21 protein-coding genes and 1 pseudogene are annotated in these 21,734 nt (G+C 33.1%); 4 read left to right on the top strand and 18 right to left on the bottom strand.

Going from position 1 to position 21,734, the window contains the following annotated elements; translation table 11 throughout:
* Window positions 1-154: 154 nt before the first annotated feature.
* The 10 genes and pseudogenes from ACXKY9_RS18055 to ACXKY9_RS18100 all read right to left on the bottom strand — a co-directional run.
* Complete coding sequence (locus ACXKY9_RS18055; protein WP_001003187.1) at window positions 155-2,575, bottom strand: heavy metal translocating P-type ATPase; 2,421 nt, start codon at window positions 2,573-2,575, stop codon at window positions 155-157.
* 95 nt (window positions 2,576-2,670) lie between these two features.
* The gene (gene copZ, locus ACXKY9_RS18060; RefSeq protein ID WP_000436973.1) at window positions 2,671-2,877 is read right to left on the bottom strand and encodes a copper chaperone CopZ; all 207 of its coding nucleotides are present in this window, start codon (window positions 2,875-2,877) and stop codon (window positions 2,671-2,673) included.
* Window positions 2,878-3,082: 205 nt separating this feature from the next.
* On the bottom strand, window positions 3,083-3,385 hold the full coding sequence (locus tag ACXKY9_RS18065) for a metal-sensing transcriptional repressor (protein WP_000349636.1): 303 nt from the start codon (window positions 3,383-3,385) through the stop codon (window positions 3,083-3,085).
* Between the two features lie 328 nt (window positions 3,386-3,713).
* The gene (locus ACXKY9_RS18070) at window positions 3,714-3,941 is read right to left on the bottom strand and encodes a hypothetical protein (protein WP_000849103.1); all 228 of its coding nucleotides are present in this window, start codon (window positions 3,939-3,941) and stop codon (window positions 3,714-3,716) included.
* Window positions 3,942-4,189: 248 nt separating this feature from the next.
* The gene (locus ACXKY9_RS18075; protein ID WP_001098697.1) at window positions 4,190-5,008 is read right to left on the bottom strand and encodes an alpha/beta hydrolase; all 819 of its coding nucleotides are present in this window, start codon (window positions 5,006-5,008) and stop codon (window positions 4,190-4,192) included.
* A 15-nt stretch (window positions 5,009-5,023) separates the two neighbouring features.
* A complete protein-coding gene (locus ACXKY9_RS18080; RefSeq protein ID WP_000025773.1) occupies window positions 5,024-5,845 on the bottom strand; it encodes an ABC transporter ATP-binding protein in 822 nt (273 codons plus the stop codon).
* 14 nt (window positions 5,846-5,859) lie between these two features.
* Complete coding sequence (locus tag ACXKY9_RS18085) at window positions 5,860-6,882, bottom strand: FecCD family ABC transporter permease (RefSeq protein WP_000920450.1); 1,023 nt, start codon at window positions 6,880-6,882, stop codon at window positions 5,860-5,862.
* Window positions 6,875-7,882, bottom strand: coding sequence for a FecCD family ABC transporter permease (locus ACXKY9_RS18090; RefSeq protein WP_001173051.1), 1,008 nt, complete (start codon window positions 7,880-7,882; stop codon window positions 6,875-6,877). Before ACXKY9_RS18090 ends, ACXKY9_RS18085 begins: the two co-directional genes overlap by 8 nt.
* 27 nt (window positions 7,883-7,909) lie before the next feature.
* Window positions 7,910-8,875, bottom strand: a complete 966-nt coding sequence (locus ACXKY9_RS18095; RefSeq protein WP_001035506.1) for an iron-hydroxamate ABC transporter substrate-binding protein — start codon at window positions 8,873-8,875, stop codon at window positions 7,910-7,912.
* A gap of 301 nt (window positions 8,876-9,176) precedes the next feature.
* A pseudogene (locus ACXKY9_RS18100) lies at window positions 9,177-9,314 on the bottom strand (exodeoxyribonuclease III); the annotation flags it as partial.
* Window positions 9,315-9,391: 77 nt separating this feature from the next.
* On the opposite strand from ACXKY9_RS18100, the gene ACXKY9_RS18105 reads away from it, so the two are divergent.
* Genes ACXKY9_RS18105 through ACXKY9_RS18115 form a run of 3 tightly spaced genes read left to right on the top strand, consistent with a single transcriptional unit; the run spans window position 9,392 to window position 11,407 of the window.
* Window positions 9,392-9,988, top strand: a complete 597-nt coding sequence (locus ACXKY9_RS18105; protein WP_000551325.1) for a bifunctional transcriptional activator/DNA repair enzyme AdaA — start codon at window positions 9,392-9,394, stop codon at window positions 9,986-9,988.
* Window positions 9,969-10,499, top strand: a complete 531-nt coding sequence (locus ACXKY9_RS18110; RefSeq protein ID WP_001089839.1) for a methylated-DNA--[protein]-cysteine S-methyltransferase — start codon at window positions 9,969-9,971, stop codon at window positions 10,497-10,499. The genes ACXKY9_RS18105 and ACXKY9_RS18110 overlap by 20 nt, the downstream gene beginning before the upstream one ends.
* Window positions 10,496-11,407 (top strand): DNA-3-methyladenine glycosylase 2, encoded by a 912-nt coding sequence (locus ACXKY9_RS18115; RefSeq protein WP_000123507.1) that lies wholly within the window; start codon window positions 10,496-10,498, stop codon window positions 11,405-11,407. The genes ACXKY9_RS18110 and ACXKY9_RS18115 overlap by 4 nt, the downstream gene beginning before the upstream one ends.
* A 38-nt stretch (window positions 11,408-11,445) precedes the next feature.
* Here ACXKY9_RS18115 and pepT read toward each other — a convergent pair whose 3' ends face one another.
* The 4 genes from pepT to ACXKY9_RS18135 all read right to left on the bottom strand — a co-directional run bounded on the left by pepT (window position 11,446) and on the right by ACXKY9_RS18135 (window position 15,094).
* Window positions 11,446-12,678 carry a peptidase T gene (gene pepT / locus ACXKY9_RS18120; protein ID WP_000807014.1) on the bottom strand — a complete coding sequence of 411 codons (1,233 nt, stop codon included), beginning with the start codon at window positions 12,676-12,678 and terminating at the stop codon, window positions 11,446-11,448.
* A 245-nt stretch (window positions 12,679-12,923) separates the two neighbouring features.
* On the bottom strand, window positions 12,924-13,241 hold the full coding sequence (locus ACXKY9_RS18125) for a hypothetical protein (protein ID WP_000809497.1): 318 nt from the start codon (window positions 13,239-13,241) through the stop codon (window positions 12,924-12,926).
* Window positions 13,242-13,562: 321 nt separating this feature from the next.
* Window positions 13,563-14,138, bottom strand: a complete 576-nt coding sequence (locus ACXKY9_RS18130) for a histidine phosphatase family protein (protein ID WP_000109184.1) — start codon at window positions 14,136-14,138, stop codon at window positions 13,563-13,565.
* Between the two features lie 140 nt (window positions 14,139-14,278).
* Window positions 14,279-15,094: an alpha/beta fold hydrolase gene (locus ACXKY9_RS18135; protein ID WP_000640330.1), complete on the bottom strand. Its 816-nt coding sequence runs from the start codon at window positions 15,092-15,094 to the stop codon at window positions 14,279-14,281.
* 406 nt (window positions 15,095-15,500) lie between these two features.
* Between ACXKY9_RS18135 and ACXKY9_RS18140 the strand changes: the two genes are divergently transcribed.
* Window positions 15,501-18,221: a putative bifunctional diguanylate cyclase/phosphodiesterase gene (locus ACXKY9_RS18140; RefSeq protein WP_000773564.1), complete on the top strand. Its 2,721-nt coding sequence runs from the start codon at window positions 15,501-15,503 to the stop codon at window positions 18,219-18,221.
* 99 nt (window positions 18,222-18,320) lie between these two features.
* On the opposite strand, the gene murG is transcribed toward ACXKY9_RS18140, so the two are convergent.
* From murG to ACXKY9_RS18160, 4 genes are read right to left on the bottom strand one after another with little or no spacing between them, the layout of a single operon-like run.
* Window positions 18,321-19,385 carry an undecaprenyldiphospho-muramoylpentapeptide beta-N-acetylglucosaminyltransferase gene (gene murG / locus ACXKY9_RS18145; RefSeq protein WP_000047554.1) on the bottom strand — a complete coding sequence of 355 codons (1,065 nt, stop codon included), beginning with the start codon at window positions 19,383-19,385 and terminating at the stop codon, window positions 18,321-18,323.
* A 48-nt stretch (window positions 19,386-19,433) separates the two neighbouring features.
* Window positions 19,434-19,784, bottom strand: a complete 351-nt coding sequence (locus tag ACXKY9_RS18150; protein WP_002101267.1) for a DUF6572 domain-containing protein — start codon at window positions 19,782-19,784, stop codon at window positions 19,434-19,436.
* Complete coding sequence (locus ACXKY9_RS18155; protein WP_000739083.1) at window positions 19,781-20,692, bottom strand: SDR family oxidoreductase; 912 nt, start codon at window positions 20,690-20,692, stop codon at window positions 19,781-19,783. Before ACXKY9_RS18155 ends, ACXKY9_RS18150 begins: the two co-directional genes overlap by 4 nt.
* Window positions 20,689-21,675, bottom strand: coding sequence for a UDP-N-acetylglucosamine 4,6-dehydratase family protein (locus ACXKY9_RS18160; protein ID WP_000932591.1), 987 nt, complete (start codon window positions 21,673-21,675; stop codon window positions 20,689-20,691). The genes ACXKY9_RS18155 and ACXKY9_RS18160 overlap by 4 nt, the downstream gene beginning before the upstream one ends.
* Between the last annotated feature and the right edge of the window lie 59 nt (window positions 21,676-21,734).

The raw sequence follows: 21,734 nt of genomic DNA on the forward strand, positions 1-21,734 counted from the left end.
AAGTCTCCTTACGAAACTACCTCTTAACTTTTCTACTACATACGATTCTATATTTCTACTTTATTATATCGTTTTAATTTCTATACGAACAAAAAAAACAATACTTATTCAAAGTATTGTTTTTTAATTCTATTCAATTACTTAATGTAGCTCTTTAAGATTTTAATTTAACTCTTTGTAATCGTAATGCATTTAATACAACGGATACAGAACTAAATGCCATCGCTGCTCCAGCAACCCAAGGGGCTAAGAAACCTAATGCCGCAATTGGAATTCCTAACGCGTTATAAGCTAATGCCCAGAATAAATTTTGTTTAATATTTCTTATCGTCATTTTACTCATAAAGATCGCATCAGCAATACTATTTAAGTCACCGCGGATTAACGTTATATCCGCTGCTTCCATCGCTACATCCGTTCCCGTTCCAATTGCCATACCAATGTTCGCTGTAGCAAGAGCAGGAGCATCATTTATCCCGTCTCCAACCATCGCTACTTTCTTACCATTTGCTTGCAGTTTTTTCACTTCTTCTGCTTTTCCTTCTGGCAATACTTCTGCAATTACGTGATCAATACCAACTTGCTTTGCAATTGCCTGAGCAGTTTGTGTATTATCTCCTGTAATCATCACAACGTCTAGACCCATTTTTTTCAGTCTTGCGATAGCTGCTTTTGAAGTATCTTTTACAGTATCTGCAACGGCAACTATACCAGCATATTCTTTATCGATTGCAATAAGCATTGCTGTTTTTCCTTCTCGTTCTTGCGCTTCCATTGATTTAGAAACTTCTTCAATATCAATATTGAATTTCTTCATTAATCGACGTGTACCAATTAATAAGTGTTTTCCTTCTACAACTGATTCGATACCAAATCCCGGAATCGCTTCAAACGTTTCTGAACTTGGGATATCAATTTTCTTTTCTTTAATTCCTTCTACAATCGCTTCTGCAAGTGGATGTTCAGAATTTCTTTCTGCTGCCCCTACTAATCTAAGCAGTTCATTTTCATTGAATCCATCTGCTACAATTACATCTGTTAACACCGGCTTCCCATTTGTCACTGTACCCGTTTTATCTAAAATAACCGTATCTAATCGGTGCGTTGCTTCTAAATGCTCTCCACCTTTAAATAAAATACCATACTCTGCTGATCTTCCTGATCCTGCCATAATAGATGTAGGCGTTGCAAGACCTAATGCACATGGACAAGCGATAACAAGTACTGCTATCATTTTCTCAAGTGCTCCGCCAAAATCACCAGGTGTAACAAATATCATCCATACTGCAAATGTGATAATCGCAATCACAACTACAACCGGTACGAAAATACCTGAAATTTGATCTGCTACCCTTTGAATAGGAGCTTTTGAACCTTGTGCCTCTTCTACTACTTTAATAATTTGAGCTAATGCAGTATCTCTTCCTACTTTAGTTGCTTTCACTTTTAAAAATCCATTTTTATTTATTGTCGAACCTATTACTACATCCCCAATTGACTTATCAACAGGAATACTTTCACCCGTTAACATCGATTCATCAATTGCTGACTTTCCTTCTACAATCTCACCATCTACTGGTATTTTTTCACCAGGCTTTACATAGACGATATCACCAGCTACTACTTCTTCAATCAAAATTTTTATTTCTGTTCCATCTCGCACAACTGTAGCTGTCTTCGCTTGTAAACCCATCAATTTTTTAATTGCTTCTGATGAGCGCCCTTTTGCTTTCGCTTCAAATAATTTACCTAAAATAATTAATGTAATAAGTACCGCACTCGTTTCAAAATATAAATCTGTCATATGTTTCGAAGAACCAATAGATTGAATACTTAAATATACACTATAGAAATACGCGGCCGACGTTCCAAGTGCCACGAGAACATCCATATTCGCACTTTTATTACGTAACGCTTTATAAGCTCCAACATAAAACTGTCCACCAATGATAAATTGAACAGGGGTTGCAAGTGCTAGTTGCACCCAAGGGCTCATTAACATATCCGGTAAATAAATAAACGACGTAAATGAGAAATGACTAACCATTGCCCACAATAATGGGAAAGATAAAATAAACGAAATAATAAACTTCTTCTTTTGTCTTTCAATTTCTTGTAATCGATGATCAGTTGATGCATCTTGATTATCTGGTTTCACTTCTAATTTATATCCTAGCTTCGTAATCGCACTCTTCATTTCATTTACATTAACTTCATCAGGATTAAAGTCTACTGTAGCTGATTCTAAAGCAAAATTTACTGTCGCTTTGTTCACACCATCTAACTTATTTAAGCGCTTTTCAACTCTATTTGCACATGCTGCACATGTCATTCCTGAAACAGTAAATTCAGCTTTATCACTTACAATTCCATATCCTAACGATTCAACTTTTTCTTTAAACTGTTGCGGATTTGTTTTAGTTGGATCGTACATTATTTTTGTTTTTTCAAGTGCAAAATTTACATTCGCCTCATGAACACCTTCTACTTTTTTTAGACCTTTTTCAATTCTATTTGCACATGCCACACATGTCATTCCTGATATTTGAAGATTGGCCTCTTTTTTTTCATTCATGTCTCTCACCTCTATATACCCTTATGAGGTATAATTATTAGCAAAATAAATCGTACTTCATTTAAAGTACGATTTATTTCCATATCTAAAAATAATTATTGAACATCGTATCCTTGGTCTTCGATTACAGCAACGATATCTTTTAATGTTACGGCAGACGAGTCGATAGTAACTTCAACAGTTCCTTCTGCTAATTGAACCTTCACTTGTTCAACACCGTTTAGCTCTTTCACACTGCTTTCGATAGCATTTACACAATGTCCACAAGACATACCTTCAACCTGTAATGTTAACTGTTCCATTTAAAATCCTCCTCTTGTTTATTCATTGTTTGTTAATCACAATTACATCTTACCATACCCCCCTAAGGTAATCAATGGTTTTATATCATGATTTTTCAATTATTTTCTAAAAGTTTATTTTACACACACTTTTTCACATCAATACGCCGAGATCTTATTATGAAGGTAAACAAAAAAAACAAGCCAGTGACATACTAGCTTGTTTTTACGCTTTTGAAAAACGTTCAAATACAGTCATTAATTCTTCAATTGCTTCGTCACCATTGCCATCTTTAATAGCACCTGAAACACAATGACTTGTATGGTTTTTTAATACACCCATTCCTACTTTTTTCATCGCTGCATTAATCGCTGAAATTTGCACTAAAATATCCACGCAATAACGATCATTTTCAATCATATTTTGAATACCGCGGACCTGTCCTTCAATTCTCTTTAATCTATTTATAATCTGTTCTTTTTCTTTTTCTGATCTATGTGTTACTGCTTCATGCTCTTTATGATCCATATTATCACCTTCTTAAAGTTTCTCTTCACCCAATAAAACAATTGTTTTTATGAGTATACCAATTATAGCATTAAATATCTACGCACGATACCCCATAAGAGTATATTTACGCTTTATGATTATTCTTAACAATGCATTAGCTTCTTAATCTCAATTTTTAGTATACCCTTTCCTTTTTGTCAAAAAAATCATTATATCTCTCATCAAAATTCAATAAAGTGAAACAAGAATAAGCGGGGATTACCCGCCCCCGCTTATTCTTCATCTATAATATTAAAATCTTAATTTTCAGATATTTAATCCAAGAATTTTTTCTTTCCATATATAATTATTGTTGATCACATACTTTTGTATCATTCACTACTGAAGTTCCTTCAACGGTTACCGTATGAAAACAGTCATTTACTCGAACTGTTACAACATTATCTTGCCGGTCAATGATATGATATTCATTAAAATTTTTATTCAGAGCACTGCGAATTTGTTCTCCTTCATAAATTGGGATGCCATGCGATAGAACCCAAATAAGTCCAGCGATAGCAAGAATAGTTTTCATACGATCTACCTCCTTGGGAATATAGTGAACTTTTAATCCATACTTTTTCAGCTCTACAAATCATGATCGGAATAAACCGAGCCTTTTTGGAAATAAGTTCATTTCGTCTATTTTATGTTTATGCTAATTGTGACCGTTTTGTGACAACTTTTTGTCTCTTTAGACGAAAAGTTGAAACAAAACTTTCAAAAAGGACAATTCTACATATCAAAAAAGGTTATGGAATGTTTCATCCATAACCTTTTTTCCTATATGTAACTAATAAATCTCAACCCTTTACTTAAAGACGTCGGCACAACAGATGCATGATTCTCCCCTTCAGCTTCATAAAACTTAAATTTAAGTTTATCGTGGTTTACTTGGAGAAGGCGCTCTGATAATTCATTTGCACCTACAACCATATGCTCTCGTTCTAGTGACCCAACTGTAAGGAACACTCCTGTTTCAAACTTAGCATTGTTTAATTCATTTATAAGGTTCTCTTCTTTTTCAAGTACGGATTTATTATTCCACCATATAGATGGACTACTAATAAAATAATTTTGAAAAGCATTTAAGTTTGTAAATAGTATATGGAGAGCAAATAATCCACCTAAAGAATGCCCAAATAACGTTTGCTTACCTTTATCAATCTCAAAATTCTTTTCAATTTGTGGTTTCAGTTCTTCTTCAATAAAAGTAAAGAAATTATGTGCTCCTCCTGTTTTAGGCCACGGTTTACCGTCTGGTTTTAAAGGGGCATCTTTTGAAATTACGCTAGGCGTAAAATCATAACATCTTTCTTCCCCTGAAAATGCGCCTTCAATTGGATAACCCACTCCTACTATAACAGCTGGTGAAACACCAGTTTTTTCCGCTCTTACTGATTGTATTTTAACTGCTTCATGAAATGTTTGAAAAAAGGCATTGCCATCTAATACGTAAATGACAGGATATCCTGAATCCGGTGCTGGTTGCCTCGGCTTTGAAATATGAATTTGATATTCCTTACCTTCTAATTTTGAATACATTTTCCACTGTTCTGTATTAGATATTATAATCTGCTGTTTTTCAACTGTAGTATTCACCCTATCCCCCCCTTTTTAACTTGTTACATATATTTCGATTTTTTCTTCTTGAGATACAACGCTATCATAACCGAAACAAACAGGAGCCCCGTTATACGGATCAATCATGACACGTGCATCAATATGAAATACTTCTTTTAATACTTCATTTGTAATGATTTCTTCTGGGCTACCAGTTGTAACAATTTCTCCTTCCTTCATTGCAATAATTTCATCTGAAAATCTTGCTGCATGGTTGATATCATGTAATACCATAACAACCGTACAATTATGTTCTTTATTTAACTTCTCCACAATTTGTAATACATCTAATTGATGAGACATATCAAGGTATGTAGTTGGCTCATCTAATAGCAACACTTCTGTCTCTTGTGCTAATGCCATCGCTAGCCATACCTTTTGTCTTTGACCACCTGATAAATTTGCAATTTGTCTCGTTCGAAATTCAGAAGTTTTCGTTATATTTAATGCCCAATCAATCATTTCTTTATCTTTTGTCGTTAACTTATTTACGTTATTTCGATGTGGATAGCGTCCATAAGAAATTAATTCTTCCACTTTAAGTTCACCTGGTGCAATTGGAGTTTGCGGGAGTAAAGCTAACTGCTTCGCAATTTCTTTCGTTGAAATTGTATGTAAATCTTGCCCTTGCAAATATACTTTTCCGCTTTTTTGTTTTAAAATTCTTCCCATTGTTTTTAACAATGTCGATTTACCGCAACCGTTTGGACCTATAATTGTCGTTACTTTTCCTTCTTGTATTTCCACATTTAAATCGCGAAACACTGTAAGCTTTTCATAACTTGTTTCTAAATTTTTTGCACTTAAAATACTCACTTTTATTCCTCCTCTTACGCTTTCGCCTTATAAAGTAAATATAAGAAATACGGTACACCGACAATAGAAATAACGATTCCAACTGGTAACTCTACAGGTGTGAAAACTGTTTTTGCAATAAAGTCTGAGGCAATTACAAGAAACATTCCGATTACGCCGCACGTAGGAATTATATACTTATGTTGAATACCGACAAGTCTTTTCGCTATATGCGGTGCCATTAAGCCAATAAAACCGATACTCCCTGAAACAGCAACACATGCACTCACAAGCCCGATACTGCTTAATAATAAAATCGATTTCTCTCTTTCTACTGAAACACCTAAACTTGTAATACTCGTTTCTTCCAATTGGAATAAATCTAATAAATAAGCTTTCTTTTGTATAAGTGGAATTAAGATAATAAGCCATGGTAACATAGCCACAATATACTTCCAGTTCGCACTATATATGCTTCCAGACACCCACACTGCAGCCATCTCGAAATCAGTTGACTTCATTTTGAGTGATAAGTACATAGAAAAAGCTCCAAATCCCGATCCAATTGCAATCCCTGTTAATAAAAGTCGCTGCGAATCTAATTTACCGTTTTTCCAAGAAAACAGATAAATGATGATAGCTGCACCTAATCCACCTACTAAACCAAACATTGGCATCATCATAATAGAAACCCAGTCTGTGCTTTTTAATTGTCCTTGAAAGAAAAACATAAAAATGACAATCGCTGTTCCCGCTCCGGCATTTACTCCTAAAATACCTGGGTCCGCCAATCCATTTCTCGTAATCCCTTGAATAACAGCACCTGCAACACCAAGGCCTAATCCTACTAATCCAGCAATTACGATACGCGGAAGACGAAACTCAAAAATAACTAAATCATGTTCTGGTACTGGATCAATTCTAAAAAGTGTTTTAAATACATCTGTAATCGTAATGTCGAACGTACCATTTGTTAAACTAATATAGATAGCACATAGTATTAAAAATATAATAATCCCCATCGTCATTCCGAAACGTTGACTTGAACTTTTAAGCATGTCTCTCTCCTCCTCTAGTACGGATTAAATAAAGGAAGAAAGGAATTCCAATTAAGGAGGTAACGACTCCAATAGGTGTTTCAAATGGATAGTTTACAAATCTACTCAAAACGTCACATAACGCTAAGAAAACGCCACCAATAACACCTGCACATGGCAAAATCCACTTATAATCTACCCCAATTATAAAGCGGGTAATGTGTGGAATAATTAAACCTACAAAACCAACTTTCCCCACTAAAGCAACTGCTGTTCCTGTTAAAAAAATTACCGATAAAATTGCCATCGCTTTAACTAGTTTTGTACGCTGTCCTAAATTAATAGAAACCTCTTCGCCTAATGAAAGAATGGTAATAGATTTTGATATTAACAATGCTAAAATTATTCCAATTATCCCAAACGGTATCGTGATTTTAATTATATTAGGATCTACTTGATCTAACTTTGCATTAAACCAAAAACTAACATTTTGAGAAATTTGGAAATACGAAGCCATTGCAGCCGATACACTGCTTAAAAATGTTCCAATAACTGTTCCTATAATCGCTAACCTAACTGGTGATAAGCCATTTTGAAGGAGCGAACCAAAACCAAACACGATACCGGCTCCGAGTGCAGAACCAATCATTGAACATATAACCATACCAATTGATGACATTCCTGGAAGAAAAATTATACAAAGTGTAATAACAAAGGCAGCACCATCCGTCACACCCATAATAGAAGGGGATGCAAGATAGTTTCTTGTCATCCCCTGCATAAGTGCTCCTGATATGGCTAGAAATGCTCCGACTAAAAGAGCTGCAACTACCCTTGGTAAACGTGAAGTAATAATAATATTATGATTTACATCACTTGAATCAAAATGAAATAATGCGTTCCACACTGTTTCAGCATCAATACTTTTCGCCCCATACAAAATCGAAAGTATAACTGTAAATAAGATGAGTATGGGTGCTATACATAATATAGTTACTGGTACTGCATTTGTTTTCTGCATATCATTCAACGCACCTTACTTATTGTATTATTTAGATAAATTTTTCACTGCTTCTTTTAAGAAGGCAGTTTTACTCCAAGCAGTACCACCTTGCGCCATTGGATCTACAACGTTTACAAATACTTTCTTTTCCTTCGCAGCATTCATACTTTGCCAAATTGGATTACTTTCAATTTCTTCTAACACTTTTGGATTTTTATTTTCACTTGCCTCATATTGTAAGAAAATATAATCTGGGTTAAGTTCAGCAAGTTTTTCAAATGAAATTTTCTCTTGTGCTTTTACAGTTTTCAATTGTTCTGGAGCAGTTAGTCCAAGATCTTTATAAATTACAGGGTTGAAGTATACTCCTTCTGGATATAGGAATAATTCGTTTGCTCTTAGTCTAATGACAAGTACTTTTTTATCTTTTAACTTATCTCCTAGTTTTGCTTTTGCTTTTTCAGCGTCTGAATTGTAGTCTTTAATAATTTTTTCTGCTTTATCTTTTTTACCAGTTAATTCTCCCATTAACTTTAAGTTATCTTCCCAATTTGTTGAAACGTGTGATACCGGGAATGTAGGAGCTACTTTCGTAAACTTTTCAGCTGTTTCTGCTGGGAATTTCGTACTTGATGTAATCACATCTGGTTTTAATTGTAGTAATGTTTCGAAATTGGGTTGCATTTTCTCACCAACAGATTTCGCACCTTCTAACTCTTTTTCCAGGTATTTTGGTAGTTTACCACCTACAGTAATGGCACCAACTGGTTTAATTCCAAGTACTGCCGCATCTTCCATTGACTCTAAACTAGCTGTCGCAATTTTATCTACTTTTGCTGGCACTGTATATTCTTTACCTAAATATGTAATTTTTCGTTTTTCATCTTTTTTCGTTTCCGTAGCTTTTGTCTGTTGTTTTTGCTCGCCTGAAGTTTTATCCGCACTATTACATGCCGCTAAACCTACACTTAAAACGGTAACCATCCCTAAAGTAAATAATTTCTTGTTCATCTTTATATGTCTCCTCTCAAATTTTCAAACTATATTCTCAATAGAATTTAACTATATGAATCTTATTCCATATATATATTTCATTAGATTAATAATTTTATCCAGAACTCATTCACGTTCACTTCCCCTAGACTATAATTCTTTTACGTCTTCATCACTTGATAATCATTTTCACTGATAATGATTATCGTTACTAAGTATATATTTAATATGAAATTATTTCAAGAATGATTTGAAAAATTTTAACAAACTGAATTAAAAAAAGAAGTATCTCCCTAATATTAGGGAGATACTTCTTTTTTTAGAAATTTATATGTAATTCAACTGGACAATGGTCTGATCCCATCACTTCACTATTAATTTTCGCTTCTGTCATCTGGTCTTTCATTCTTTCCGAAACAACAAAATAATCTAAACGCCATCCGATATTTTCACCTTTGTAATCTTGCTCTTACATTTATGAATACATACATACGCACTTTATTCAGGTTATACTAATTTCAGAGGTGATGTTCTTTGCACAATGAAGGAGTTACATTAACAAATGAGTATTGGCAAGCAATTATTCATAACGATTCTTCCTATGATAGCAAATTCTTTTATGCTGTGAAATCAACTGGAATCTTTTGCAGGCCATCATGCAAATCAAGAATACCAAATAGAAACAATGTACGAATTTTTCATCATGCAGAGCAAGCATTAAGTGAAAACTTTCGCCCGTGCAAACGTTGTAAGCCAAATGGGATCACTTTACCTAATGAAGAGTGGGTAGAACAAATTAAAGACTATATCGAAAAGCATTATGACAAATCCTTAACTCTCGACATGCTTGCGGGAATGTGTCACGGTAGCCCTTTTCATTTACAACGTACTTTCAAAAGAATAATAGGGCTAACTCCTATAGAATATATACAACAATTCAGGATTCTTAAAGCAACCAAATACCTTTTACACACAAATCAATCTATTAAAGAAATTAGTACTGCTGTCGGGATAGAAAACCCAGAGTATTTCGCAACTTTATTTAAAAAGAAAACCGGCTTTACTCCTACTGAATATCGAAAAAAGAACGAGATGAAAGAGGGATACGATAATGAATTCCTACAAAAATAATTATATATATTGGACGCTACTTACACATAAAAATTGGCGATTTCATATTGCTGCAACTGAAAATGGACTATGTTTCATTGGATCACAAGACGAAAACTTTGAAGAATTAAATATATGGGCTAGAAAAAAACTGCCCCAACATATATTGATTCATAGTCCAGATTACTTGCAAATATATACGCAAGAAGTTATCGAGTATTTAGAAAACAAGCGAGAAACTTTTACATTTCCTATCGATGCTTATGGAACTAATTTTCAATTATCTGTTTGGAATACGGTACGTGAAATTCCTTATGGAAAGACATATTCTTATACAGAAATTGCTGAAAGAATTCAAAAACCTAAAGCTGTGCGCGCCGTTGCTTCTGCTATTGCTGCTAACCCTCTCCTTATTACTATTCCTTGTCACCGCGTTATTGGGAAGAATGGGAAACTAACCGGATTTAGGGGTGGATTAGAAATGAAGAAAAAATTGCTTACATTAGAAAAGTTACAGGTGGAATTCATATGACAGCAGAATATAATAGCGCATTATCTATAGCAGTTCCAAAAGAATTTTGTTTCCAAGAAAATTTACGTTATCTATCACGTTCTAACAATGAATGTATGTTTCATATTGAAGATAACAAAATTTATAAAGTTATCCCTGTTCAAGATGTAAATCCTTTAGTTGAAATTAGTGTGAATACAGATGGCAATATTCAAATACGTTGTTTAGAAGAATCATATACATCTGAAAAATCGATACGTGAAGCTGTAGCTAACTATGTAAAAGAATGGTTTGATTTAACTACTGATTTAGCTCCCTTTTATACATTAGCTAAACATGATTTACTCCTTCAAGGACCAATTGAACAATATTATGGCCTTCGTAATTTAGGTATTCCAGACTTATTTGAGGCACTTTCCTGGGGAATTATCGGTCAACAAATTAACTTAACATATGCTTATACGCTAAAAAGAAGATTAGTTGAGCAATTTGGCAGTTATGTAGAATGGGACGGTAGAAAGCATTGGATATTCCCATCACCTGAAACAATTGCAAATCTACATGTAGAAGATCTCCAACAATTAAAAATGACGACTAGAAAATGTGAATATTTAATCGGTATTGCGAAGCTTATTACAGAGAGAAAACTATCAAAAGAGGATTTACTGCAAACACAAGATGTAAAGGTTGCTGAGAAACAATTAACCGCTATCCATGGTATAGGACCATGGACTGCCAACTATGTTTTAATGCGTTGTTTAAGATTTCCTTCAGCTTTTCCAATTGATGATGTTGGTCTGCATAATGCAATTAAATTTATAACAGGTTCCGAAAATAAACCGACTAAAAATGAAATAAAAGGTTTCGCGGCAAACTGGGCTAATTGGGAGTCTTATGCGACTTTTTATTTGTGGCGAGTACTATATTAAAAAAACCAAGTAGCACATTCGTACTACTTGGTTCTTTTTTAAGCTTGCTCCTCAAAACGTCTTGCAATTTCCACAATAACTTGAACGGCTTTTTCCATAGTATCTACCGAAACATATTCAAATTTACCGTGATAGTTTTCACCACCAGTGAAAATATTCGGCGTCGGTAATCCCATATATGATAATTGTGATCCATCTGTGCCTCCGCGAATCGGATGAATATTTGGTTCAATGTCTAAACTTTTCATTGCTTCATATGCAATATCAACAATTTCTCTCACCGGTTCAATTTTTTCAAGCATGTTATAGTATTGATCATTCATTTCTAAAACGACTGCATCTTCGCCATACTTTTCTTGCATAGTCTTCACAATATTTTTAACGTTATTTTTACGCGCCTCAAAATTTTCACGATCAAAGTCTCGAATAATATAATACGCTTTACTTTGCTCAACATCACCATTTAAAGAAAGTAAATGATAGAATCCTTCATAGCCTTCTGTATATTCTGGCGCCTCTTCTACTGGTAAATACCCGTTAAACTCCATAGCCAGTTTAGTAGCATTGCGCATTTTATTTTTCGCTGTTCCAGGATGTGTATTCGTTCCGTTAAACGTTAACTTAGCACCTGCAGCATTAAAACTTTCATACTCTAAACCACCTAATGGACCTCCATCCATCGTATAAGCGAATGATGCACCAAACGCTTCTACATCAAAATGCGCTGGCCCACGACCAATTTCTTCATCCGGTGTAAATGCTACTCTTATTTTCCCGTGCTTAATTTGCGGATTATGTATTAAATGGTTCATTGCAACCATAATTTCTGTAAGACCAGCTTTATCATCTGCTCCTAGAAGTGTTGTACCATCAGTTGTAATAATGGTATGTCCTTTATATGATGGTAATTCCGGGAACTGCTCTGGTGTTAACACAACATTTAGCTCTTCATTTAACGTAATTGCATTACCATCAAAATTTTCATGAATTTGTGGTTTGACGTTTTTCCCTGTAAAGTCTGTTGCTGTATCTAAATGGGCTAAAAATCCAATTACAGGAACATCCTTGTCCGTATTAGCTGGAAGTGTTGCCATTACATAACCATTATCATCCATCGTTACTTCTGTTAAACCAATTTCTTTTAGCTCTTCCACTAATAACTTACCAAACTCAATTTGTCCTGGTGTTGTTGGTACTGTATGGCTTTCTTCATTTGATTGCGTATCAATTTTTACATATCTCGTAAATCTTTCAATAAGTTCTTGTTTCAAGTTCATTCACTCCCTTTTATGTTTCTCCCTCCATTATAATCCTTAAAACGAAATATTTTAACTTTTTTGAATGTGAAGATGTATATTTCATTTACATTGTTAACACTTTTACATACTTTACATAACAAAAAGAAAATTAGTGAACATATTTAAAGTGCAGATTAATACAAATAAATCCACCCTATTTACGACTCTCACCGTAAATAGGGTGTTTCTGTTTTTATCTCGCAATTTAAGAATATATACTACTCATTTACAATAAAAGTATATACATCATCATAAATACAGCCATTTACTTTAATCACATACTTCCCAGGTTTATTAAAACTAATTGTGTATTTATTTAACTGAATTGCTTCTTTATCTCCAGAAAGAATATCAATACTTCTGCCACTTAATACATACAATTCATTTAGATTCATCGTTACATCAATTGTATTGAAATTTTCCACTCTCACTTGCTGTGCTTCCGCAACGCTTACACTTGGTTCTAAAAACAGTAGTCCACTTAATCCAATCGTCCCCGCTAAAGCAACTCCCGCAAACTTTTTAATCTGTTTCATTACAATGACCTCCTTATAGATTTTGTGTAAAGGCAATGTCCCCCTTACACCACAAAGCCTATATGTAATGAAATGAAAAGTAAACGGGGACTGTAAGACAAAATTCTACATCTTTTTCTCCTATTGAATATAAATCCAACGTTTGGAGTTTTGACACATTTAAAATTGTTTCCCTAAACCAATTTCTCCATAATTTATTCAAAGACTGAATAATTACTTATTTATTTAACATTCTAAAAATAGTTGATAAAGATGCTTTCTATTCAAAAAAAAGACTTTGCTATAAAAGTAACTTTTACAACAAAATCCATGCAACTAATTTTATTCCTCTTTCCATAATCTCTCTACATTCATTAATTGTTCTTCTTTAAACTCCATCTTATATATATCCGGTTTTGACGTATTCATTAAAAATTCAAAACCATATTGTTTATCAAAATAGTTCATCATTAATGTCATGACAAGCCCATGTGTACCAATTACAATTTTCCATCCTTGAAAATCCATTAAGATTTCTTTTAATACTTTCACTACTCTTCTCTGGCAATCTGCATATGACTCTCCTTCCGTTCGTGCAAAGTCCGGATTAGAGAACATCTTCTGTACAAGTGGATACACCTCTTTGTCTGATATAACCTGATCCTCACTTGAAAACATACACTCTTTAAGATTTTCATATACTACTATTTCTTTTTCATGGAAATTAGCTGACTCCTCTATCGTTAGCACAGCCCGATTATAAGGACTTGAAATAAAAGTATCAATCCTCTCCGCTTTTAATATGTCAGTTACTCTACGGGCATCCATATGTCCCCTCTCAGTTAACCCGCGCATTCTTTCATTTCCTTCTAGTTTTGGTGATTCACCATGTCTAACCATATAAATATATGTGCTCATAATTTCTCCTTAAAATTTTTTATAAAGTGAAACTTTAATTAGCCCTTACTAATCGGGCTTTTACAGGAAAATAGCGAGATAAGTTAATAAATCACGTTCATTTATCCCATTTCAACACTTAGGCGTAATACTACAATACTTTATAAACTGTGCTGATTTGTTCGTCTAATCCATTCTCCTACTAAACTCTCAAATAATTCAGGCTGCTCAATTTGCAAATTATGTCCTGCCATATCTAACACTGCTAATGTTGCCCTTGGATATTCTTCAATAATTTCTATAATATTTTGATAACCTACTGATATATCTTGTCTTCCAGTCAGTAAAAGAACGGGATTTTCATATTTTTTACGCTGAAAATCCATAGTAAGAGAGTAATTCTTTTGCAACCTTTCAATAAATTCATCATTAGCAACATCTAACCCAGGCTTAATTTCTTCTTTAAATCGCTTATATGTATATTCATTTGCTATTACAGCTAACTCACAAAATGCCTCTCTTTCTGTGGAAGTGAGCGTATTTAAAAATTCCTCATCTTGTACAATTACCTGTTTATCTGGAAGAATCCTTTTTTCTGGCTCCGCTACAACAACAGGACATACTAATAGTAATCCGCTAACTCTCTCAAACATCTTTGCAAGTATACCTTTGGCTAAATAGCCTCCATATGATTCTCCTACCAATAAAAATTTTTCAGTAGAAATGATTTCCTCAATAAATGTGATAAGCACTTCTACTATACGATCTGAACTATTTATCCAATTTGGAGCATTCGATTTTCCCATTCCAGGTAAATCAATATATATTCGCTTATAACCTTCATATTTCTGAAATACTGATTCCATACATTTCATCATTAACCTATGGTCAGGGGCGCAGCCATGTATGATAATGACCGGTTTACCCTCTCCCACAATTTCATAGTATATTTCTGCATCTTTAATTCGATATATCATAAAAAAGCCTCCCTATTTAGTGGCAATACTATTCCACTCTGTAAGAATACACGTTCTTATTTTACATCCTTTCTCAACATTTTCACAAATGTTAATTTTCAGATTAAAAATAAAAATCTCACAAAAAAAGATACTCATCATTTTATATGCAATTTTGCATCTCCACTTACAAATCACTAAAAAAACTTTACAATTCAAAGGATGACTAAATATACAATTTCTATTTAAAGTCTTGATACAGTCTATACTATCAACCGCAATATTTTTTTAACCTTAAGAATACTCACACTCTTTAACACTTTCCTTATAAACATGATTTTTATAAGGAAATCTGATACAATTCTTAAATAATATTATTATGTATAGATATAACGAACATAGTGCATAATTAAAGAAGGTGATTTCATTGAAATTAAATAAAAATTTACAATTATGTATATTAATCGGAACATTAATATGCTATTCAATCTATTTTATGTTTTTCTATCTATTCCCTACTCATTTTTCAAATTCAGATGTACGCTTCGCTTCACTTGTCGTTGAAGCCATTACATTTGTATCACTGATTTACTCTATATATTCTAAGAAAGTCAGTTCAAATCCGTTTTGGATATGTATTACAATAGCAATTGGTAGTTTTTTATTAGGAAAAATAGTATATACATATCAAGATAGCTTCTTCGAAATTCCAATACATCGTTTTACGGTTTCTGATGTATTTTACATGTTTTTTCTATTTTTCTGTCTTATCGCTTTCTGCTATAAAATCTTAAAGGAATGCAATAAATGGGAAAAAGCGTTCTTTATTTGTGATATATGCATAGTGCTTACTTCCATATTCACATTAGAATGGTATTTATTTAATCAACCAAATTTAAATATATTCGCTCTTTCACTAGGAGATGTTTTCCTTTCATTTTTATACCCAATTGCAGATTTATTATTTCTACTGCTAGGTGTTAGTCTCTTTTTCCGTCCAACAATTTTTAATTCCAAACGGAAAATTTATATCTTTATTTTTGTATTAATAAGTTCTGCAACTTTTAACTATATTTATTTTTACTTAAATAACCACTTATCAACTGAAACTATAATATTATTACGTCTTTTATATAGAATACCTATATTACTTATTGCAATAGCTGGCTCTATTTCAGAAGATCATAATACCCATAAAAATTATTTCCTTGTAAACCCTATAATAGGAAAAAAAGCTTTAGTTGTATTTCCCTATCTTGCTGTTGCAATACTAATCGGGTTTACATTAAAAGAACAAACATCATCTTCAACTCTCATTACAGGAAATTGTATTACTTTTATTTTCGTACTCATTCGTCATTCTATCGTACGTATGCAAAACAATTCCTTAACAAAACGTTTGCAGGCATTTAATGCCCAACTAGAAGAAAAAGTTACTTTACGGACGTCTGATTTAGTTCATAAATCAGAGGCTCTTTCTCAAAAACAGCAAAAGTTTAAATCATTATATGAATATCATCCTGACCCTATCTTCACCATTGATTTAAATGGAATATTCTTAAATGTAAATAAGGCTGGGAGTGTACTACTTGGAGCACCAACGGATGAGTTACTAGGTGAAACTTGTTTTTCGATCATTTTAGATGAAGATAAGCATAAGCTAGCATTGGCATTAGAAAAAGTGAAACAACAAGAATCGGCATTCTTACAACTTAGTTCTCAATATAAAGATGGCTTTACTTATTTTTTATACGTTACAATCATTCCTATTATAATAGACGGACAAATTTCAGGAAGCTATATTATGGTGAAAGATATTACTGCACTAAAAAAACAGCAAGAAGAAATAAAATATTTAGCATTCCATGACACTGTAACGAAAATTGGGAACCGTGCCTTTTTCCATAAGAAATTAAAGAGAGTTATAAAAAATGCTAAAATAGCAGAAAGCGAGTTTGCATTATTATATTTAGATTTAGATCGCTTTAAAGCAATTAACGATACACTTGGACATTCATCAGGAGATTACATATTAGAAGAAGTAGCAAAGCGATTCCAATCATGTCTTCCATCACATACTCATCTTTCAAGAATCGGTGGCGATGAATTTACAATCATAATTGAAAACTATACTGACGAAGATTACTTATTCCAATTATGTAACCAATTATTTGAATGCATGAAAAAGTCATTTATCATACATGAGCATAAATTAACTTTATCACTGAGTATCGGCATCGCTATTTATCCACATTCCGGAATCGATACCGCTACACTTCTGAAAAACGCTAATGTTGCAATGTATGATGCAAAAGCAAAAGAGCTTAACTCTGTCTCTATTTATGACGATGTAATCGCTAAAAAAATTGAAAGACGATTACGATTAGAAAAAGATTTACCAAACGCACTACAAAATGAAGAATTGTTCCTTTTGTATCAACCTCAAGTTGATAGTGAATCTAATAAAATTATCGGTGCAGAAGCTTTAATTAGGTGGAATCATCCTGAATTAGGTATTATTTCTCCATACGAGTTTATTCCGATTGCAGAAGAAACACTACAAATTATTTCAATAGGAAAATGGACATTAGAGCAGGCTTGCAAGCAAATGAAACGTTGGCACGCACTCGGATATTCACATTTAAAAATAGGTGTAAATTTATCTGCTAAAGAATTTGAACAAGAGGATTTTGTAAAGTCTATTTCTTCTACTTTAACAAATACAGGTTTACCAGCAAGCTCTCTTGATCTTGAATTAACAGAGCGAATTGCAATGATGGATGAGCGAGAAACATTGATAAAACTGCGTACACTAAAAAGTTTAGGGATTCACATTTCTATCGACGATTTTGGTACAGGTTATTCTTCGCTAGCCTACTTACCTTTGTATCCAATTGATACGTTAAAAATCCCGAGAGAATTTATTACAATGTCTGAAACATGTGATGATGGAATGGAAATTATTAAAACGATCATCACATTAGCAAATACATTAGGAATGTCTGTCATTGCTGAAGGTGTAGAAACGAAAGAGCACGTAAATTTCCTTCAAAAAAATAAATGTCAGTTTATTCAAGGTTATTATTACAGTAAACCTATTCATATTCATGCATTTACTGAGCTATTAGAAAACGGCATTCACCGATAGTACATAACTAATTAGAATAAATAATAATGAATTTGAACAAATATAGTAAAAAGGAAAGAAAATACCTTCTTTCCTTTTGTTTTTCTATTTACATTTCTATTACTCCACCACTTCATTTATTATATCTATTATTTGATGAATTCCCTCATCATTTGTTTTCTTATATCCATTCATGTTTTGAATATATTTCTCCTTATTTGTATACAACTTATTTGCTGCATGTATAAATGTATTCGTACTTACTCTGTCTTGGAGTATAACTTCCGCATATCCTTGCCGTGAAAAATATTCAGCATTTAAAACTTGATCTCCCCTGCTGGAACTGTTAGTTAACGGGATAAGCAACATCGGTTTCTTCAAAAATAACAATTCAGAAATAGCAGTAGAACCCGCTCTGGAAACTACAACACTTGCCATATTTAGTATATGCGGCAACTCGTCGCCTATATATTCAAATTGCATATACCCCTCCATGCCAATAGATGGGTCTACCTTCCCTTTACCACATATATGAATAATATTAAAGTTTAATAGTATTGTATCTAAACATTCCCTTACCATATCATTTATCCACTTAGCACCTTGACTCCCACCCATAATTAATAATACTGGTTTATCTTGCTGAAATTCACAATATCTTCTTCCTCGTAATACGTTACCCTTCTCAATTTCTTCCCTTACAATTGGTCCTACATAAACCTTCTTCTCATTACTTACATTTTCTCCTGTCTGAGGAAATGTTGTGCATAGCTTTGTAGCAAAAGGTAATGCTATTTTATTGGCAAGTCCTAATGTGCTATCTGGTTCACGTATAATTATAGGCACACGATTTAACCATGCTCCTATAGCTACAGGAACTGAAACAAATCCTCCTGCTGAAAAGATAACGTCAGGCTTTGTTTTCTTAATTAATTTATAACTTTGTAAACAACCTCGTATAATTTTAAAAGGATCTTTAAAATTTTCCCAATCCCAATATCTCCTAAGCTTGCCCGTTGAAACACTATTGTATTTAACATTTTGCACTAATGATTTTTCAATTCCATTTTTGGATCCAATATACTCGACTCTCCAGCCTTTCTCTATAAATTTAGGAATTAATACAATATTAATCATAACGTGTCCGGCTGTACCGCCCCCAGTAAAAAGAATCGTTTTGCTCATAACTTATACCCACCTTTATTATTAAAAATCTAGCTTTATATTTACCTTTTAAATGTAAATAAAATTATTATTTTTTATATAAATCTTTAACTCCACCTCTATATCTTGTAAAAGATCTTTAATGAGTTCATAAAAATCATTTCCATACTCACTACACTCGTATTGAGCAAAGATTTGAATCACATATCTAGTTTCCGTCTCTAATGCTGACTTTATTTGATTAACCCTTTTTTCTTCTACATACGCTTGATATTTATGTATTGCCTCATAAAGACGCAATACATGCGCTTCTTCATCTCTCCAATCCAACGCATCAACAATTGAAAGAAATAGCGTATTTTGATTATCTATTATTTCATAATCATTCATATATTTTTTACACCCTTTTTTGTTTTTCATTGCATGCAGATGTCACTACACTTCGCATACTCAAGTACATCTTTTAATGATTGATGAAATTCAATTTCTGGGATCCAACCTAACCTTTTTATTTCCTCTATTGCTAAACTCTCATTTGAGTCGCTCCCACTTTTCTCTGTTTCCTCTATAAAAAAATTTAGCTGTGTTAATTCTTTATATTGTTCTAGTACATTTAACAAAGATCGTTTTACTCCTGATCCGATATTATATTGTTTTCCATTTATTCCATCTCGTAATAACACATGATACGCTTTAATCGCATCACGTACATCTAGAAAATCTCTACTATCTTTCAAACTGTTTACTTCAATAATGGCTTTACTTCTACCTGATTCTATATCTATCATTTTCTTTGCGAGAATCGAACAAATGCCATTCGATTCCCCTGGACCAATTAAGTTTGAGGGCTTTGCAATGATAATATTTGAATCCATTAATCCTCCCCAAGCCTCTGCAATAATAACTTGCATCGTTTTACTTAAACTATATGGATTTGAAATTTTTATTTCGTTCATACTATCTGCTTGCAAAGCAGATCCTATAACTAATGTTCTACAATGCGAGGCTTCTTGCTTAATTGCTTCTAATAAATATAATGTTCCTATTACATTAACCTCTATATATTCAAGGGCAGCTGTCCAAGATTCTATAACCGAATTCCTTCCTGCTAAATGCAATACGTAGTCTGGCTTTATTTGTTTCATTACCTTCATTACTTCGCTCTTATTAGTTAAATTACAAGTAATACCATTTCTAATTTTTTCTCCATATGCACGATTTTGAAACATAGGAATTACATGAAAGCCCTGCTGTAAAAAATAGTGGCAAGCATGGCGTCCTGTGAAACCATTTGCACCAGTTATTAAAAGGCTCGCATTTTTTTTCATCGCAAAAACCCTCCTTTTAATAGCATTTGTTTCACCTCATGTTTTGCAAGTAAATCTTGTTGAGAACTAAAACTCTTCACATCCACTAGAGGATAGCTTGAATAATATTGTTGAAGTCCTTGTATAGGAATAGTCGGTAGTACCACAAAATAATTTTGATCAAAACTTATACTTGTTTTACTCTCTACCTCAGATAGAAGCATTTCACTTAATTTTTCACCCGGTCTTATCCCTACCTCTTTTACCTTAACATTTTCTTTTCCGGAATCTTCAATTAATACTTCTGCTAAATCTGTTATTTTACATGCCGGCATTTTCATAACAAAGATTTCCCCGCCTCTACCTTGAGATACGGCTTTAAATAACAACCCAACAGCATCTTCAACTGTTAAGAAAAATCTAGTCATATTCGCATCGGTAATCCCTACTTGTGAAGATTTTTTAATTTGTTGTTTAAAAAGTGGTACTACACTTCCACTCGTTCCTAAAACATTTCCACCACGAACACAAATGAATTTTGTTTTCTTCGTTTGTATATTCGCATGAACCATTAATTTTTCACCAATTGCTTTTGTCATCCCATACGTATTTGATGGATCAGCTGCTTTATCAGTTGAAACATATATAACTTTTTCAACTTGCATCTGTATAGAGGCTTCAATTACATTTTGCGTACCATGTATATTGGTTTTTATAGCTTCATAAGGATAATACTCACATACTGGAACATGTTTTAAAGCTGCAAGATGGAACACATAATGTACACCTTGGCAAGCATAGACTAGTTGATCTTTATCACGAATATCTCCAATAATAAATTTTAACCTATCATCATTTATAAACTGTTGCTGCATTTCAAACTGAACCGTTTCATTTCTTGAAAAAATTCTAATTTCTTTCGGTGATTTTTCTAATAGTTGTTTTATAAGTTCATGCCCCCACGAACCTGTACCACCAGTAATTAAAATTATTTTATTTAACATTCTTCTTCCTCCTACGAAACATCTCAATTTAAATAATATTTATTGAATTATTTTCAATT

This window comes from Bacillus sp. 2175 (assembly GCF_057812155.1).

What these genes read in the sequence shown, in the direction of transcription:
- ACXKY9_RS18055 (WP_001003187.1), bottom strand. Translation starts at nt 2,575, where the DNA reads ATGAATGAAAAAAAAGAGGCCAATCTTCAAATATCAGGAATGACATGT.
- ACXKY9_RS18070 (WP_000849103.1), bottom strand. Translation starts at nt 3,941, where the DNA reads ATGAAAACTATTCTTGCTATCGCTGGACTTATTTGGGTTCTATCGCAT.
- ACXKY9_RS18130 (WP_000109184.1), bottom strand. Translation starts at nt 14,138, where the DNA reads ATGAGCACATATATTTATATGGTTAGACATGGTGAATCACCAAAACTA.
- ACXKY9_RS18090 (WP_001173051.1), bottom strand. Translation starts at nt 7,882, where the DNA reads ATGCAGAAAACAAATGCAGTACCAGTAACTATATTATGTATAGCACCC.
- ACXKY9_RS18160 (WP_000932591.1), bottom strand. Translation starts at nt 21,675, where the DNA reads ATGTTAAATAAAATAATTTTAATTACTGGTGGTACAGGTTCGTGGGGG.
- ACXKY9_RS18110 (WP_001089839.1), top strand. Translation starts at nt 9,969, where the DNA reads ATGAATTCCTACAAAAATAATTATATATATTGGACGCTACTTACACAT.
- ACXKY9_RS18115 (WP_000123507.1), top strand. Translation starts at nt 10,496, where the DNA reads ATGACAGCAGAATATAATAGCGCATTATCTATAGCAGTTCCAAAAGAA.
- murG (WP_000047554.1), bottom strand. Translation starts at nt 19,385, where the DNA reads ATGAGCAAAACGATTCTTTTTACTGGGGGCGGTACAGCCGGACACGTT.
- copZ (WP_000436973.1), bottom strand. Translation starts at nt 2,877, where the DNA reads ATGGAACAGTTAACATTACAGGTTGAAGGTATGTCTTGTGGACATTGT.
- ACXKY9_RS18135 (WP_000640330.1), bottom strand. Translation starts at nt 15,094, where the DNA reads ATGATATATCGAATTAAAGATGCAGAAATATACTATGAAATTGTGGGA.
- ACXKY9_RS18085 (WP_000920450.1), bottom strand. Translation starts at nt 6,882, where the DNA reads ATGCTTAAAAGTTCAAGTCAACGTTTCGGAATGACGATGGGGATTATT.
- ACXKY9_RS18155 (WP_000739083.1), bottom strand. Translation starts at nt 20,692, where the DNA reads ATGAAAAAAAATGCGAGCCTTTTAATAACTGGTGCAAATGGTTTCACA.
- ACXKY9_RS18150 (WP_002101267.1), bottom strand. Translation starts at nt 19,784, where the DNA reads ATGAAAAACAAAAAAGGGTGTAAAAAATATATGAATGATTATGAAATA.
- ACXKY9_RS18065 (WP_000349636.1), bottom strand. Translation starts at nt 3,385, where the DNA reads ATGGATCATAAAGAGCATGAAGCAGTAACACATAGATCAGAAAAAGAA.
- ACXKY9_RS18095 (WP_001035506.1), bottom strand. Translation starts at nt 8,875, where the DNA reads ATGAACAAGAAATTATTTACTTTAGGGATGGTTACCGTTTTAAGTGTA.
- ACXKY9_RS18125 (WP_000809497.1), bottom strand. Translation starts at nt 13,241, where the DNA reads ATGAAACAGATTAAAAAGTTTGCGGGAGTTGCTTTAGCGGGGACGATT.